This window comes from Pseudoalteromonas sp. TP27, assembly GCF_056470645.1.
Map to the genome: position 1 here is coordinate 159,906 of NZ_JARDAK010000005.1, position 16,492 is coordinate 176,397.

The window sequence follows — 16,492 nt, forward strand, 5'->3', positions numbered from 1 at the left end:
GTGAGCGATTTATTATCCCAAGACGAAATTGATGCATTATTACATGGTATTGATGACGTTGATGAGGAGGATATAAACGAAGGTGAGGACAGCGGAGATACGTTTCAGTATGATTTTTCTTCGCAAGATCGCATCGTGCGCGGTCGCATGCCGACACTGGAAATTGTTAATGAGCGTTTTGCTCGCCATATGCGAATTAGCTTATTTAATATGATGCGCCGCACTGCAGAAGTGTCAATTAACGGCGTACAAATGATTAAGTTCGGCGAGTATGTCCATACTCTTTTTGTCCCAACCAGCTTAAATATGGTTCGTTTTAGGCCATTAAAAGGGACGGGTCTTATCACCATGGAAGCACGGCTTGTGTTTATTTTGGTAGATAACTTTTTTGGTGGTGACGGACGTTATCATGCAAAAATAGAAGGTCGAGAATTTACACCCACAGAGCGTCGAATTGTGCAAATGCTTCTTAAGATAATCTTTGAAGATTATAAAGAAGCATGGGCTCCCGTCATGGATGTATCATTTGAATATCTCGATTCTGAAGTGAATCCTGCCATGGCTAATATTGTAAGTCCAACAGAAGTCGTTGTTGTTAGCTCTTTTCATATTGAACTTGATGGTGGCGGTGGTGATTTTCACATTGCTTTACCTTATTCTATGCTTGAGCCAATTCGGGAGCTGTTAGATGCAGGTGTTCAGTCTGACACTGAAGATACTGACTTCCGATGGAGTAAAGCGCTTCGCGACGAAATCATGGATGTAGAGGTTGATATGTCGACTCAATTGCTTGAAGTTGATTTAACCCTAAGACAAATTATGGAACTCAAAGCGGGTGATATCATTCCGGTTGAAATGCCTGAACATATAACCGTATTTGTTGAAGAATTACCTACATTTAGAGCTAAAATGGGTCGTTCACGCGACAATGTTGCGCTTCAAATTAGTGAAAAAATTAAACGACCTGATTCAGTTAAATCTGAGCTGCATGTATTTACCAAAGGCGGCAAGAAGATTGACTCAGATGCAGAATTAGCAGAGCTAGAAGATGATTTACATCTCTCTAACGGTGTAGACTTAGACTGGTAATTGATTAAAAGGCGAAAAGTATGAGTGATGACCAAGATACTATGGATGAGTGGGCTGCAGCATTAGCTGAGGCAGAAACTCCGGAAGAGGGGAGCGAAGCACAGGTTGCAGAGCTTGATGAGTTAAGTGATGAACGACATGAAATGAGTGGCGATGAAAAGCGTAAATTAGATACGATTTTAGATATCCCAGTAACTATTTCAATGGAAGTAGGGCGTTCTAAAATTAATATACGTAATTTACTGCAACTTAATCAAGGTTCAGTCGTTGAGCTTGATAGAGTTGCAGGTGAACCACTCGACGTACTTGTCAACGGTACGTTGATTGCTCATGGTGAAGTAGTAGTGGTTAATGATAAATTTGGGATCAGGTTAACGGACGTTGTTAGTCAAGTTGAACGGATTAAGAAGTTACGATGAGTAGTTTAAGTGTATTAGCAAATTCAGTTTTTCCAGTAGCAGAATCAGCAGCTCCATCAGGTGATATAATCTCTATGGTGCTTTCATTAGCTGTTGTACTGGTACTCATACTTGTATTGGCTTATTTTGTAAAAAAATTAAACCCAAATTTAGTTAATAGCGATGAGTTTAAGGTTGTTCGTAGCCTACCTTTAGGTTCTCGGGAGCGTTTATTGGTTATTGAAATAGATAACGCCCAGCACTTATTAGGAGTAACACCGCACAGTATTAATTATTTACATAAATTAGAGACACCTTTAACTGAAAAAGAGTTACCAGAGCTAGCTAAGCGTTTTGGGAAACTTTTAAACCCGCAATCAAACCAAAATAAAAAGAATTAAACCTATGACAAAGTGGCTACTTATTATTTTTGCCATGGTGTTTGTGCCAAGCGTAAGTGCAGAAGGAATTGATGCGCTAACAATTACAACAAATACAGACGGCACACAGGATTATTCAGTAACGTTACAAGTTCTCGCTATTATGACAGCACTGAGCTTTATACCTGCTGCTATAATAATGATGACTTCTTTTACACGAATCATTGTAGTCCTTGCTATTTTGCGCCAAGCAATTGGCTTACAGCAAACACCGTCGAATCAAGTGTTGCTAGGTATGTCACTTTTTTTAAGTATTTTTATAATGGCGCCTATTTACGAGCAAATTAATGAGCGGGCTATAGAACCTTATTTAAATGAACAAGTTACTTCTATACAAGCTTTAGAACTCGCCAAAGAGCCGATGAAAGCATTTATGCTTTCCCAAGTTCGCCTTAAAGATTTAGAAACATTTGCTAAAATTGCTGGTTACGATCAGCTCGACTCGCCAAAAGACACGCCATTAATAGTATTGATCCCTGCATTTGTAACTAGCGAATTGCAAACCGCGTTCATAATTGGCTTTATGTTTTTTATCCCATTCTTAATCGTTGATTTAGTTGTCGCCTCGGTGCTGATGGCGATGGGTATGATGATGCTTTCTCCAATGATAGTGTCTTTGCCATTTAAAATTATGCTATTTGTTCTTGTAGACGGTTGGAGCTTGGTGATGGGTACCTTAGCAAAAAGCTTTGGTTTGGGGACTTAATATGCTTAGCATCAATGTGAATCAACAATAAGGGGACAACATGGAACCTGAAATATTTGTTGATATTCTAAGTGGCGCTTTATTTTTAGTCATCAAGTTAGTGTCTGCAATTGTAATACCTGGTTTAATTATTGGTTTAGTGGTTGCTGTATTTCAGGCTGCAACGTCTATTAATGAACAAACACTAAGTTTCTTGCCTCGTCTATTAATTACCATTAGCGCGCTCATTGTTGGTGGGCATTGGCTTACCCAAGAATTAATGGACTTCTTTACTGGACTCGTATTACTTATACCAGAAATTGCAGGTTAAATGTGGAGTATCCATTTTCAGTAATCATTCAATGGTTGAGCGACTTTTTGCTGCCCTTAGTACGGATAAGCTCAATGATTATGATTATGGCTGGCTTGGGCGCTAAAAATGTTCCAGCAAGAATAAAAATGGGCTTGTCGGTTGTTGTAACTTTTGTTGTTGTGCCTGTTTTACCACCTGCTACATTTACTAATTTGTTTTCGTTTGAGATGATTTTAGTGGTTATCCAACAAATACTAATTGGTACTGCCATTGGTTTTGCATCGCTACTTTTATTAAATACTTTCGTTTTAGCGGGACAAATATTAGCTATGCAAACCGGTTTAGGTTTTGCTTCTGTTATTGACCCCTCCAATGGAGCAAGCGTCCCAGCAGTTGGTCAGTTTTTCCTTATTTTAGCGACGTTGCTATTTTTTGTGTTCAATGGTCATTTGATGATGATTCAAATGGTAGTGCATAGTTTTGATGTATTACCCATTGATGGCAATTGGTGGGCTGTCGACCATTATTGGGATATAGTGACATGGGGCGGCTGGATGTTTACTACTGCACTAGTACTATCACTGGCCCCGCTTACGGCCATGCTCGTTATTAATATGTCGTTTGGTATTATGACGCGTGCAGCTCCTCAATTAAATATTTTCTCTATCGGTTTTCCATTTACCTTGGTAGCTGGGCTCATTATTATTTGGGCGACGCTAGGTAACTTTGTTACTCAGTTTGAGTTTCAATGGTTAAAAATGGTCGAGCTAATGTGTACTCTAGTTGGTTGTTCACCTTAGGAGAAAGGTATGTCTGAAGACTCAGGACAAGAAAAAACAGAAGAACCCACATCCAAAAAGCTTGATGAATCTAAAAAGAAAGGCCAAATTGCGCGTTCAAAAGAGCTTGGTACCATGTTTGTACTTATTTTTTCGGCCATATCGCTTTTAATGTATGGACCCGAAATTGGCAAAGGGTTGTACAACGTAATGGGCCGTACCCTTAGCTTAAATCGTAACGAAGCCTATGATACGACTAAAATGTTTGCTGTATGGGGAGAAGTTGCAGACGCTTTAATATTTCCTATGGCCATGTTCGTATTAATTATTGTTTTGGCTGCATTTATCGGTAATACCTTGCTAGGTGGTTTTAACTTTAGCTGGGAAGCCGCCGCCCCTAAAGCAAGTAAAATGTCGCCAATGAAAGGCTTTAAGCGCATGTTTGGCCCGCAAGCTGCTGTTGAGCTTATAAAGTCACTATTAAAGTTTGGCTTAGTTGCAAGTTTCGCTATATTTCTAATTAATACCTTTTTCGATGAAATACTGCACTTAAGTTTAGAAAGTGCACCGGGTAATATTATTCATGCATTAGAAATTTTAGCTTGGATGTTCTTAGGCCTTTCGTGCACTTTAATTATTATTGCGGCAATTGATGCTCCATTTCAAAGTTATAATCATAACAAACAACTTAAAATGACAATGCAAGAGGTTAAAGATGAGTATAAAAACTCTGAAGGTGATCCACAAATAAAAGCGCGTATTAGGCAAACACAACGGCAAATGTCGCAAAACCGCATGATGCAAGACGTCCCAGATGCAGATGTTATTGTTACCAATCCAACTCATTACTCAGTGGCATTAAAATACGATACAGAGCGCGCAGGAGCGCCTATTGTAATTGCGAAAGGTATTGATGAAATGGCGATGCAAATTCGTAAAGTAGCAATAGGGAATGAAGTACCTATTTTAGAATCCCCCATGTTGACCCGAGCACTTTACCATACCGCTGAAGTTGGCGAACAAATACCGGATCAGTTATTCACTGCTGTAGCGCAAGTCTTAGCCTATGTATTTCAGCTTAAGCGCTTTAATAAAGGGCGCGGAAAACGGCCAACGAAGCTTAATAACAAGCTACCCATCCCAGATGCCTATAAATATTAAAACCGTTAACATAGTAACTTGGAATAGTTATTGCTAATTCAATACAGTGTCAATTTTTTGAAATTGTAGAATTATGAGTTTTAAAGCAGTATTACAACAACTTAACAGAGATAAAAAAGACTATGCCAAAGGGGTAGGTACTCCTTTGCTGGTGCTTGCTGCCTTAGGAATGGTGATTTTACCGTTACCGCCATTTTTACTCGATATTCTTTTCTCGTTTAATATTGCCCTCGCATTAGTGGTTTTACTCGTGACTGTTTACACGATGAAGCCGGTTGAGTTTGGTATATTCCCCTCTGTATTACTAATCGCTACGATTATGCGCTTAGCGCTCAATGTTGCCAGTACTCGAGTTGTATTACTTGAAGGTCATAATGGTGGTGATTCTGCTGGTAAAGTAATTGAAGCGTTTGGCTCAGTTGTTATTGGTGGTAACTACGCTGTTGGTTTGGTTGTATTTTTAATTCTGATCATTATTAACTTTGTAGTAATTACTAAAGGTGCTGGGCGTATATCTGAGGTATCTGCACGTTTCACCCTTGATGCAATGCCGGGTAAACAAATGGCAATTGACGCCGATTTAAATGCTGGTTTTATAAGTGCTGAGCAAGCGCGTGACCGCCGCGAGGAAGTAACCCGAGAAGCCGACTTTTATGGCTCAATGGATGGTGCGAGTAAATTTGTTAAAGGCGATGCCATTGCAGGTATTGTTATATTGATCATCAATATTGTTGGTGGTTTGTTTGTAGGTATGATTCAGCATAATTTGAGCTTTGGTGATGCTATGGAAGTATATACATTACTTACCATTGGTGATGGCTTAGTTGCTCAGCTCCCTTCTTTATTGCTTTCAATTGGTACAGCGATTGTTGTAACACGCCAAAATGAATCGCTCAATATGGGGGATCAATTCAAGAAACAACTTGGTAACGAAAAATCGCTCTTTATTGCTTCAGGTATTTTGATCATCATGGGGTTAGTGCCTGGCATGCCGCATTTTGCTTTTTTAAGTTTAGGTGCGTTACTAGGCTATTTAGCTTACTACACACAGCAAAGTAAATTAAAAGCCGCCGCTGCAGAGGCTGAGGAAGCAGCTAATGGTGGAAGCGCTGCAACGGGTGTTGCAAATAAACAAGAACAAAAAGAACTTGGTTGGGATGACGTTCAACAGGTTGATGTAATTGGATTAGAGGTAGGTTACAGATTAATTCCTTTAGTTGACCAATCACAGGGTGGTGAGTTACTTAATCGTATTAAAGGTGTACGTAAAAAGCTTTCTCAAGAACTTGGCTTTTTGGTGCCACCTGTACATATTCGCGATAATTTAGAGCTTGACCCTAATGCATACAGAATAACACTAATGGGTGTTTCAACGGGTGAGAGCGAGCTTAAACATGGCGACGAGCTAGCTATTAACCCAGGGCAAGTATTTGGTCCAATTAAAGGCGTTGACACTAAAGACCCTGCTTTTGGTCTTGATGCAGTATGGATTAAGCCAGATCAAAAAGATGAAGCGCAATCACTCGGTTATACCGTTGTCGATTCTGCCACGGTAGTTGCAACCCATATTAGCCAGTTATTAACCAACAGTGCAGCGTTATTACTTGGCCATGAAGAAGTTCAAAACTTGCTTGATATGCTTGCTAAAAGCCATCCTCGTTTAGTGGAAGGACTAGTACCCGATGTATTGCCATTAACTGTAATTGTAAAAGTACTGCAAAATTTATTGAATGAAGGGGTGGCTATTCGCGACATGCGCTCAATTGTTCAAACCCTTGTTGAATATGGTCCGCGTAGCCAAGACCCTGATGTATTAACGGCTGCGGTGCGTATTTCCCTGCGTAGATTAATTGTTCAAGATGCAGTGGGTATGTCATCAGAAATCCCTGTCATAACCTTGGCGCCTGAGTTGGAACAGATGTTGCATCAGTCATTACAAAATGCAGGTGATGAAGGTGCCGGTATTGAGCCAGGACTTGCAGAGCGGCTTCAAGTGTCATTGACACAAGCGCATCAAAATCAAGAAATGGCCGGTGAACCTTCTATATTACTAACGTCAGGAATGTTACGCACTGTATTATCTCGTTTTGTTAAGTACACCATTCCAGGATTGAGAGTGATGTCTTATCAAGAGGTACCAGATGAAAGACAGATCAAGATTGTTAGCTCTGTAGGCCAACAATAAGATTTTAACAGGGGTTAAACCATGAAGATTAAACGTTTTTTTGCTAAAGATATGCGCACAGCACTTAAAGAAGTTAAAGATGAGTTAGGTGTTGATGCGGTTATTATGTCAAATAAGAAGCTGGCTAACGGTGTAGAAATTGTAGCGGCAGTTGATTATGACAAAGCAGCCCCTAAAGTAGCAGCGCAACCACAACGTACTGCTGAGCCTCGTGCTCAAGCGTCACAGCAAAGTATGCATAATTTTATAAAGCCAGAGCCTCAGCGTGCCAAACCTGAGCCTCAAGCAAAAGTGGCTGACAGCTTACAAGCATTATTAGAGCGTCAATCACCGCGTCCACGTTCTCCTGAACTAGCATCTATGTTTTCACAATCGGGTATTGATACTACTGATAACTATCAAGAACCTGCTGCGCAGCCGCGTACTAAAAATATGTTTGCACGTGATGATGAAGCTCAGGCACGTCCACAAACTCAAGCAGATAGCTTAGGCTTTGATGATTTAGACCGTGACTTTGATGATTTAGATAGCCCGGTAACTGCTCGCCCACAAAATAAAAATAATGAAAGCGAAGAAATGACAAATATGCGTGAAGAAATGAACGCAATTCGTCAATTATTAGAACATCAAGTATCGGGTTTAATGCAGCAAGACATGGCACGTCGCGACCCAACTCGTGCTTGTATGGTTGACCGTTTGGTCGGCATGGGTATTGATAAAGAAGTCGCGCAACAAATGGCATGTTTCGTACCTGATGACGTATCTCGTCAACAAGGTTGGAAAGCATTGCTAACAATGGTTGAAGATCAAATGCAAACAACCAATAACGAAATACTTCGCCAAGGTGGTGTATATGCGTTAGTGGGTCCAACAGGTGTGGGCAAAACCACGACAGTTGCTAAGCTTGCAGCGTTAGGTGCACAAAAGTATGGTGCTGATAAAGTGGCTCTAATAACCACGGATACGTACAGGATTGGTGCTTATGAGCAGCTTGCAACTTACGGCCGTATTATTGGTTGTGGTGTAAAACAAGTTAAAGATGCTAATGAACTAGCTGAAGTTTTATATCATCTGCGTAATAAACGACTAGTATTAATTGATACCGCAGGTATGAGTCAACGAGATTTGCGCTTAACCGAGCAGTTAAACACGTTAATGCGTAACCAACGTGTAGATATTCGCAACTACCTAGTACTTAGTGCCACAGCACAAATTAATGTACTACAAGAAACTGTACGCCACTTTAAAAAAGTACAGTTAAGTGGCTGTATTTTCACTAAGTTAGATGAGTCATTAAGTTTAGGTGAAATTATTAGTATTGCGATTCAAAATCGTCTTCCAATAGGGTATCTTACTAATGGTCAACGAGTACCAGAAGATATTCGTGTTGCAAATGCTGAGAAACTAGTGAAAAAGGCTGAACAATTGTATTTAAAAAGAATAAAAGCACAAGATTCAAGGCATCAATCAGTGGCGTCAAGTTCAGTAGGGATGTATGATTAACACAGTATTAGATCAAGCAAGCGGCCTGCGAAAAATGAGTCAGAACAATAACAATGGCGTAAAAGTTATTGCTGTTACCGGTGGTAAAGGCGGAGTAGGGAAAACAAATGTTTCTCTAAATACTGCTATAGCATTAGGGCAGCAAGGTAATAGAGTGTTAGTACTGGATGCCGACTTAGGTTTAGCAAACTGTGATGTTATGCTTGGTTTGCGTGTTGAGCGCAATTTATCACACGTTTTGTCTGGTGAATGCGAGCTTGACGAAATTTTAGTTGAAGGCCCAGCAGGTATTAAAATTGTACCTGCTACCTCAGGTTCGCAAAGTATGGTTGAACTATCGCCACCTGAGCATGCAGGGCTAATTCGTGCATTTAGCGAATTGAATACCGAATTTGATATTTTGATAGTAGATACAGCCGCTGGTATTTCAGACATGGTGCTGAGCTTTTCGCGCGCAGCACAAGATGTAATGGTTGTAGTGTGCGATGAACCAACATCAATCACAGATGCTTATGCACTTATTAAAGTATTAAGCCGTGAACATGGTGTTTATAAGTTCAAAATTGTTGCCAATATGGTCCGTAGTATGCGTGAAGGCACTGAATTGTTTGCAAAGCTATCTAAAGTAACCGATCGCTTTTTAGATGTGTCGATGGAACTAGTAGCAACGGTTCCTTATGACGAAAATATGCGCAAAGCAACGCGTCGTCAAAAAGTGATTGTAGAACTTTTTCCAAATTCGCCAGCCGCTCTTGCTTTTAAAGCGTTGGCAACCAAAGCAGTTAAATGGCCAATACCAAACCAACCATCTGGTCATTTAGAGTTTTTCATTGAGAAGCTAGTAAACGGCTAATTATGACAACATTGGTGAATAGAGCTATGGGATATCAATCAACACAAAATTTAAATGTGATTGTTGAGAAGCATGCATCACTTGTCAAAAAGGTGGCGTGTCATCTAATTGCTCGATTACCCCCTAGCGTTCAACTTGATGATTTAATTCAATCAGGAATGATAGGTTTAATAGAAGCTTCAAAAAACTTTGATGCAACAAAAGGCGCAAGCTTTGAAACTTTTGCTGGTATTCGTATTCGCGGAGCTATGCTTGATGAAATGCGCCGTGGTGATTGGGCTCCTCGTTCAGTACATCGCAAAAGCCGGCAAGTTGCAGAGGCAATTACTGAGCTTGAAAGTAGTCTCAATCGTGAACCAACGAATACAGAAGTTGCTGAAAAACTTGAAATTTCGCTTAATGAATACCATCATATTTTAAGTGATGTAAATTCTAGTAAAGTATTAGGTATTGAAGACCTTGGGATAGATGAGGATGTTATTACTCCCATTGACCAGGATTTTGCACTAGATAGACCTTTTAATAATGTAAAAAAAGATCGGTTTAATGCATCTTTACTAAGTGCAATTAAGTCACTACCGGAGCGTGATGCAATGGTGCTCTCTTTGTACTACAACGATGAAATGAATTTAAAAGAAATAGGACATATACTCGATGTAAGTGAATCGCGTGTAAGTCAGATACATGGTCAGGCGATGATTAAGCTCAAGGCTAAAATCAATGACTGGATAAATTAGTAGTAAGTAAACACAGGTTAAGACCTCACTGGAGGATGTTTTGGATAAAAACATGAAAATTCTTGTAGTTGATGATTTTTCAACAATGAGAAGAATTATAAAAAATTTGTTACGTGATTTAGGTTTCACTAACGTTCAAGAAGCTGATGATGGTTCTACAGCTTTGCCTATGCTACAAAATCAGGTATTCGATTTTGTGGTTACTGATTGGAATATGCCAGGAATGCAAGGCATTGATCTTCTAAGAGCAATTCGTGCGGATGATAAGTTAAAACACATTCCCGTATTGATGGTAACAGCAGAAGCTAAAAAAGAACAAATAATAGCAGCAGCGCAAGCTGGTGTTAATGGTTATATTGTTAAGCCATTTACGGCTGGAACATTAAAAACTAAATTAGAAAAAGTATTTGAACGTTTAGGCTAAATGATAAGGGAGAGGCTTATGCCAGCACCTGCTGCGCCTCAAATAACGTTAGAACAAGCTCGTCAACTCGTTGTTTTTTTAGAGAATAATGAACAAGATAAAGCCAATCAGTTAATTTTAGAGAGCGCTTCCAAAGAGCACTCCGAATTATTTGCTGAAGTTGGGAAATTGACTCGTCAATTGCATGACTCACTAAAAGGATTTGAGCTTGATACTCGTTTGGCTAATTTAACTACAGATGCCATTCCAGATGCTAAAAAGCGACTTAATTATGTTATAGAAATGACAGAAAATGCCGCTAATAAAACAATGGATGCAGTGGAAGCGAGCCTTCCTATAGCCCAACAATTAGCAGATGAAATATCCCATATCAAACCGACATGGGATCGTTTAATGAGCCGCGAAATTCAGTTGGGTGAGTTTAAATCGTTGTGCCATAGTATTGATAAATTTATGAATAACTCTCATCATAAAACGGATGAGCTTCAGAGCTTAATGACTAATGTATTAATGGCTCAAGACTATCAAGATTTAACGGGGCAAGTTATCCGTCGGGTTATTGATCTTGTTAGAGAAGTAGAAGAAAGCTTACTTCATCTTTTAACAGCATTTGCTGCTCAAGATGACAGCCCAGTAGAGATAACAGAGCAACAAAAAATAGAAGAACCAGTTGTTACACAAACTTTAGCAGGTCCAGAAGGCCCTATTATTGATAAAGAGTCGCGTAATGATGTTGTATCTGATCAAGATGAAGTCGATGATCTTTTATCAAGTTTGGGCTTCTAAGAGGAGAGTTACTGCATGTTTGAAGTCGATGAAGATATTTTACAAGACTTTCTCGTAGAGGCAGGAGAAATCCTAGAGCTTTTATCTGAACAGTTGGTTGAACTGGAAAATAATCCAGAAGATACAGAGTTACTAAACGCTATATTTAGAGGCTTTCACACTGTAAAAGGTGGGGCAGGCTTTTTAGCTATGACAGAACTTGTTGATGCTTGTCATGGTGCTGAAAACGTATTTGATTTATTACGTCAAGGCGTGCGGACGGTCAATTCAGAGTTAATGGATGTTATTTTACAAGCGCTCGACACCATTAATGAAATGTTCGCGACTATCCAAAATAGGGATAAGCCAGAACCTGCAGATCCTGAATTACTTCATACCCTTCACATTTTAGGTCTACCTCCAACAGAAGATGAGCTTAACGGTGTATCTTCGAACAATGAAGTTGAACAACCTCAAAACGAAGTAGTTGATACGCCCATAGTTGATGACGAAGATCCGTTTGCATTTGATGAACTATTTAGCGGAACGCCTTCGGTTAGCGATGCTGAAATTGATGAAATAACTGAAGACGAATTTGAAAACTTACTGGATGAACTACACGGTAAAGGACAAGGTCCTGTAATTGAGAAGCCAGTAGCAAGCAGTAATGACTTTAATGGTGACATTACGGATGATGAATTTGACAGCTTATTAGATGAGTTACATGGAGTCGGCAGTTTTGGTGATGTTGCTAGTAAAGCACCTATAGAACCAGCAAAACCAGACTCAAGCCCGGTTAATTCATCAGATGATGAAATTAGTGATGACGAGTTTGAAGCACTCCTTGATGAACTTCATGGTAAAGGCACTGCACCTAAATCAATAGAAAGCACGCCAGCTGTGAATCAGCCCAATATTCCTGCAACACCAGTTGCTAAAGCTAGTGAGCCTGTAAAAAAACCAGAGTCTGCGAAAGCACCTGTTTCTAAACCGGTAGAAAAGCCTGTTGTGAAAGCAGCACCCGCAGCGGCAAAAAAATCAGCGCCGCCAGCAGCAGAAACTACCGTTCGTGTAGATACAAAACGACTTGACCAAATTATGAATATGGTTGGTGAGTTAGTCCTTGTGCGAAACCGCTTGGTTAGTTTAGCGACTAACTCAGACAGTGAAGCGATGGGTAAAGCAATCTCTAACTTAGATGTAGTGACTGCGGATATTCAAGGCGCAGTTATGCAAACGCGAATGCAACCAATTAAGAAGGTATTTGGTCGTTTCCCTCGCGTGGTACGTGATTTAGCGCGCAGCTTAAACAAAGATATTGACTTAAAGCTTGTAGGTGAAGAAACTGATTTAGATAAAAATTTGGTGGAAGCACTTGCTGATCCACTTGTGCATTTAGTTCGAAATTCTGTTGACCATGGTATTGAAATGCCCGCTGTTCGTGAGGCCGCAGGTAAGCCTAGAACAGGTAATGTTACTCTATCAGCGTCCCAAGAAGGCGATCATATTTTGCTAACCATTAAAGATGATGGCGCTGGTATGGATGCTGAAAAGCTGAAAAAAATAGCAATTAGTAAAGGCGTGCTCGATCACGACCAAGCAAGTCGACTTTCTGACAGCGAAGCGTATAACTTGATTTTTGCACCCGGCTTTTCTACAAAAGAAGAGATATCTGATATTTCAGGTCGTGGTGTAGGAATGGACGTGGTGAAAACTAAAATCACCCAACTGAACGGTTCAGTAAGTATTCAATCTGAGTTAGGCGTAGGTACTATTTTAGAAATAAAAGTACCACTTACCTTGGCTATATTACCTACCTTAATGGTGATTGTTGGCGCACAAACATTTGCGTTACCACTTGCAGGGGTTAGTGAAATATTCAACTTAGATTTAACTAAGACAAATGTGGTTGATGGGCAATTAACAATTATTGTGCGCAAAAAGGCAATACCGTTATTTTACCTTGAGCACTGGTTAGTAAAAGGCTCAGATCGTTCGCAGCGAAAGTCAAAAGGCCACGTAGTTATTGTTCAAATTGGTACACAGCAAGTTGGTTTTGTTGTTGACTCATTAATTGGTCAAGAAGAAGTAGTTATTAAACCTCTCGATGCGTTATTACAAGGTACGCCAGGTATGGCAGGCGCTACAATTACTTCGGACGGTGGAATTGCACTAATTTTAGATGTTCCAAATATGTTAAAACATTACGCTGGCTAACAATAAAGTAGGTATATATAAAATATATACCTACGAATAAATTTAATAAGAGAACTAAATGGCCGTAAAAGTTTTAGTTGTTGATGATTCTAGCTTTTTTCGCCGTAGGGTAAGCGAAATTCTTGAGCAAGATAGCGACATACACGTTATAGGTTTTGCTGTGAATGGCAGAGAAGCTGTTGAAAAAGCAGCTCAGCTACGTCCAGATGTGATTACTATGGATGTCGAAATGCCTGTGCTTGATGGTATTAGCGCAGTTAAAGAGATAATGGCGAGTAATCCAACGCCTATCTTAATGTTTTCATCACTAACACGTGATGGCGCAACAGCAACGTTTGATGCACTAGATGCTGGAGCAATGGATTTTTTACCGAAAAAATTTGAAGACATCGCTCGAAATAATGAAGACGCTATAAAGCTTTTGCAAAATAAAGTAAAAGATATAGGGCGAAGACGTTTACCACGAACATTTAGAGTTCCAACACCGCCTAAGTCAGTAATTCCAACTAAACTAACAACAAGTTCACTTTCGCAAAGAACAAGCACATTAACGCCTTCCATAAAACAGCCTGATAGAAGCTTTCAAAGAGCAGCCCCTACAACATCATCAGGTTCAAATATCAGCTCAATGCGAGCAAGTGGTAAACAATATCAGCTTGTTGCTATTGGTACTTCTACAGGTGGGCCTGTTGCGCTGCAAACTATACTGACTCAATTACCAGCTAATTTTCCTCACCCGATTTTACTTATTCAGCATATGCCAGCTGCATTTACACCTGCATTCGCAGCGCGCTTAAATGGTTTGTGCCAAATAAAAGTTAAAGAAGCACAACAAGGTGACCGCTTACAACCTGGAACTGCTTATTTAGCGCCAGGTGGACAGCAGATGATGGTAGAAGGGCGTGGAGCAAATAGAACTCTGCGCGTATTTGAAGATCATAGCGAGAGAATAAGCTATAAGCCGAGTGTAGATGTAACTTTTGCCAGTGCAGCAAAAACGTATCAAGGCGATGTGCTTGCTATTGTTTTAACAGGTATGGGCGCTGATGGACGCGATGGTGCAAGAATGTTAAAACAAATGGGTGCAACTATTTGGGCACAAGATGAGAAAAGCTGTGTTGTTTATGGAATGCCTCAAGCCATTGCTAATGCGGGGCTTTCGAGTGAAAGTTTAGCATTGAGTGATGTTGCGGCACGGATAAAGAGAGAGGTGGGTTGTGGATAAGCTCTCAATATTCGGGCTATTTGTGGCATTGGGTGCAATAGGACTAGGTTACTCTTTAGAAGGTGGCGTTGTTTCTGCTTTATTTAATGGTCCTGCGCTTATTATTGTATTAGGCGGCACGCTTGGTGCTGTGATGTTGCAAACATCAGCAAGTACCTTTAAAAAAATGCTAAATATGAGTTCGTGGGCTTTTGTTGCGCCACAATACGATATTGAAGACGCAATAGAGCAAGTTAAACGATGGTCTCATAAAGCGCGTCAAGAAGGTTATTTAGCGCTTGAAAATGAAGCGCTGGCTCACCCAGATGCGTATGCTGCAAAAGGTTTAAGCTTACTTGTAGATGGCTGCTCAGAGCAAAAACTGCGTGACACACTTGAGATTGATTTACTGCTAGAACGTGATCGTTTACTTGAAGCTGCGCGTGTTTATGAAGCAATGGGAGGCTACAGTCCTACCATTGGAATTTTAGGTGCCGTGCTTGGTTTAATACAGGCAATGTCGTTTATTACCGACCCGCAAATGCTTGGTGCAGGCGTTGCAGCGGCATTTATTGCGACCATTTATGGTGTTGGCTTAGCTAATTTATTGTTTTTACCTATGGCAAATAAGTTAAAGCAGCGTGTAGAGCAAAAAATGCTTTACCATGAAATGTTTGCTGAAGGGATTATCGCAATAAGCGTTGGCGAAAGCCCAGTAAATATAGAATTAAAGCTTGAAGCCTACCGCGTAGAGCGTCCTAATTTAGTGAACGAATAAGATGTTACGCCGACGACTTCGTCATTCTGATCCTAAAAGCCAACATACAGAGCGTTGGCTTGTATCGTATGCCGATTACATGACCATTATGTTTGCCTTTTTTGTAGTGCTGTATGCAATAGCGATTAACAAAGAAGAGCAATTTCAAATACTCTCAGACTCCCTCGAACATGTTTTTGATAAATCAGCCCGCCAGCACTCTGGTCAAGGTGAAGGCGTCAATGGTAATGGGATATTGACCGATAGAGTGACACCTGAACAAGAAGTTCTTTACGGCGAAAGTATTTTAAAAGAAGAACAAGGCCCAGAACTACTCGACGGTCAAAGTGATACAAGTAACATACAGCAAAAATATCTAGGAAAGCCTCTCGACAGCTTACTAACTAAATTACAGTCAGCGCTTATTGATGAAATTCGCGATGGAGAAGCTAGTTTAGAGCTAAACCAAGATTGGCTGATTATAGAACTAAGCTCAGGCATGCTATTTTCAAGTGGTAGCTCAGTGGCACACTCTAGGGCAAAACAAGTCGTCAAAATTGTTAAAGATATTATTGATCCAGTAGATAACTATGTAAGAGTTCGTGGCTATACTGATGATGAAAGTATTCGTAATGAAATATTTCGCTCAAATTGGGAACTCTCTGTAGCTAGAGCTACGTCTATTTTAGTAGAACTTGAAGCATTAGGTATTAATTCTGCCAGAATGGCGATAGAAGGTTATGGCCAATACTCACCTTTTGCAAGTAACGAATCAGAGCAAGGGCGAGCAGAGAATCGTAAAGTTGTTATTGCACTTTCTAAGTATGGGCTACCGCCAAAAAAAGATGTTGGAAGTGATGAGCAATCTGATGAGTCATTAGTGGCTAAGCCTGAAATTGAACTACCTTCAGATGACGATACAATAAAAATAATTCGTTTGCCCCATGGTGGTATTCGCATAACAACGCGCAATGAACAGTAA

Annotated in this window: 17 protein-coding genes; all 17 read left to right on the plus strand. The window is 40.1% G+C overall.

Features of this window, described 5'->3' with window-relative positions; genetic code table 11:
• The 17 genes from fliM (at position 1) to PX700_RS08540 (ending at position 16,492) form a co-directional block, all read left to right on the plus strand.
• Complete coding sequence (fliM, locus tag PX700_RS08460; protein WP_415638130.1) at positions 1-1,089, plus strand: flagellar motor switch protein FliM; 1,089 nt, start codon at positions 1-3, stop codon at positions 1,087-1,089.
• A gap of 20 nt (positions 1,090-1,109) precedes the next feature.
• Entirely contained in the window at positions 1,110-1,508 is a 399-nt protein-coding gene (gene fliN / locus PX700_RS08465) for a flagellar motor switch protein FliN (RefSeq protein ID WP_166376917.1), read from the plus strand.
• Positions 1,505-1,888, plus strand: coding sequence for a flagellar biosynthetic protein FliO (fliO, locus tag PX700_RS08470; protein ID WP_415638131.1), 384 nt, complete (start codon positions 1,505-1,507; stop codon positions 1,886-1,888). The genes fliN and fliO overlap by 4 nt, the downstream gene beginning before the upstream one ends.
• 4 nt (positions 1,889-1,892) lie before the next feature.
• Positions 1,893-2,633, plus strand: a complete 741-nt coding sequence (gene fliP / locus PX700_RS08475; RefSeq protein WP_415638132.1) for a flagellar type III secretion system pore protein FliP — start codon at positions 1,893-1,895, stop codon at positions 2,631-2,633.
• Positions 2,634-2,673: 40 nt separating this feature from the next.
• Positions 2,674-2,943, plus strand: coding sequence for a flagellar biosynthetic protein FliQ (locus PX700_RS08480; RefSeq protein WP_415638133.1), 270 nt, complete (start codon positions 2,674-2,676; stop codon positions 2,941-2,943).
• A gap of 2 nt (positions 2,944-2,945) precedes the next feature.
• The gene (gene fliR, locus PX700_RS08485) at positions 2,946-3,725 is read left to right on the plus strand and encodes a flagellar biosynthetic protein FliR (RefSeq protein ID WP_415638134.1); all 780 of its coding nucleotides are present in this window, start codon (positions 2,946-2,948) and stop codon (positions 3,723-3,725) included.
• 9 nt (positions 3,726-3,734) lie between these two features.
• Positions 3,735-4,865, plus strand: coding sequence for a flagellar biosynthesis protein FlhB (flhB, locus tag PX700_RS08490; protein ID WP_415638135.1), 1,131 nt, complete (start codon positions 3,735-3,737; stop codon positions 4,863-4,865).
• Positions 4,866-4,938: 73 nt separating this feature from the next.
• A complete protein-coding gene (flhA, locus tag PX700_RS08495) occupies positions 4,939-7,050 on the plus strand; it encodes a flagellar biosynthesis protein FlhA (RefSeq protein WP_415638136.1) in 2,112 nt (703 codons plus the stop codon).
• Between the two features lie 21 nt (positions 7,051-7,071).
• Positions 7,072-8,553 carry a flagellar biosynthesis protein FlhF gene (gene flhF, locus PX700_RS08500; RefSeq protein WP_479520480.1) on the plus strand — a complete coding sequence of 494 codons (1,482 nt, stop codon included), beginning with the start codon at positions 7,072-7,074 and terminating at the stop codon, positions 8,551-8,553.
• Positions 8,546-9,406: a MinD/ParA family ATP-binding protein gene (locus PX700_RS08505; protein ID WP_415638138.1), complete on the plus strand. Its 861-nt coding sequence runs from the start codon at positions 8,546-8,548 to the stop codon at positions 9,404-9,406. The genes flhF and PX700_RS08505 overlap by 8 nt, the downstream gene beginning before the upstream one ends.
• A gap of 26 nt (positions 9,407-9,432) precedes the next feature.
• Complete coding sequence (locus tag PX700_RS08510) at positions 9,433-10,143, plus strand: RNA polymerase sigma factor FliA (RefSeq protein WP_415638197.1); 711 nt, start codon at positions 9,433-9,435, stop codon at positions 10,141-10,143.
• Positions 10,144-10,183: 40 nt separating this feature from the next.
• Complete coding sequence (cheY, locus tag PX700_RS08515) at positions 10,184-10,567, plus strand: chemotaxis response regulator CheY (protein WP_008132609.1); 384 nt, start codon at positions 10,184-10,186, stop codon at positions 10,565-10,567.
• An 18-nt stretch (positions 10,568-10,585) separates the two neighbouring features.
• A complete protein-coding gene (locus tag PX700_RS08520; RefSeq protein ID WP_415638140.1) occupies positions 10,586-11,353 on the plus strand; it encodes a protein phosphatase CheZ in 768 nt (255 codons plus the stop codon).
• Between the two features lie 15 nt (positions 11,354-11,368).
• Positions 11,369-13,549: a chemotaxis protein CheA gene (locus PX700_RS08525; protein ID WP_479520481.1), complete on the plus strand. Its 2,181-nt coding sequence runs from the start codon at positions 11,369-11,371 to the stop codon at positions 13,547-13,549.
• Between the two features lie 58 nt (positions 13,550-13,607).
• Positions 13,608-14,774, plus strand: a complete 1,167-nt coding sequence (locus PX700_RS08530; RefSeq protein ID WP_415638142.1) for a protein-glutamate methylesterase/protein-glutamine glutaminase — start codon at positions 13,608-13,610, stop codon at positions 14,772-14,774.
• On the plus strand, positions 14,767-15,531 hold the full coding sequence (locus tag PX700_RS08535) for a flagellar motor protein (protein WP_415638143.1): 765 nt from the start codon (positions 14,767-14,769) through the stop codon (positions 15,529-15,531). The genes PX700_RS08530 and PX700_RS08535 overlap by 8 nt, the downstream gene beginning before the upstream one ends.
• A gap of 1 nt (position 15,532) precedes the next feature.
• Positions 15,533-16,492 (plus strand): flagellar motor protein MotB, encoded by a 960-nt coding sequence (locus PX700_RS08540; RefSeq protein ID WP_415638144.1) that lies wholly within the window; start codon positions 15,533-15,535, stop codon positions 16,490-16,492.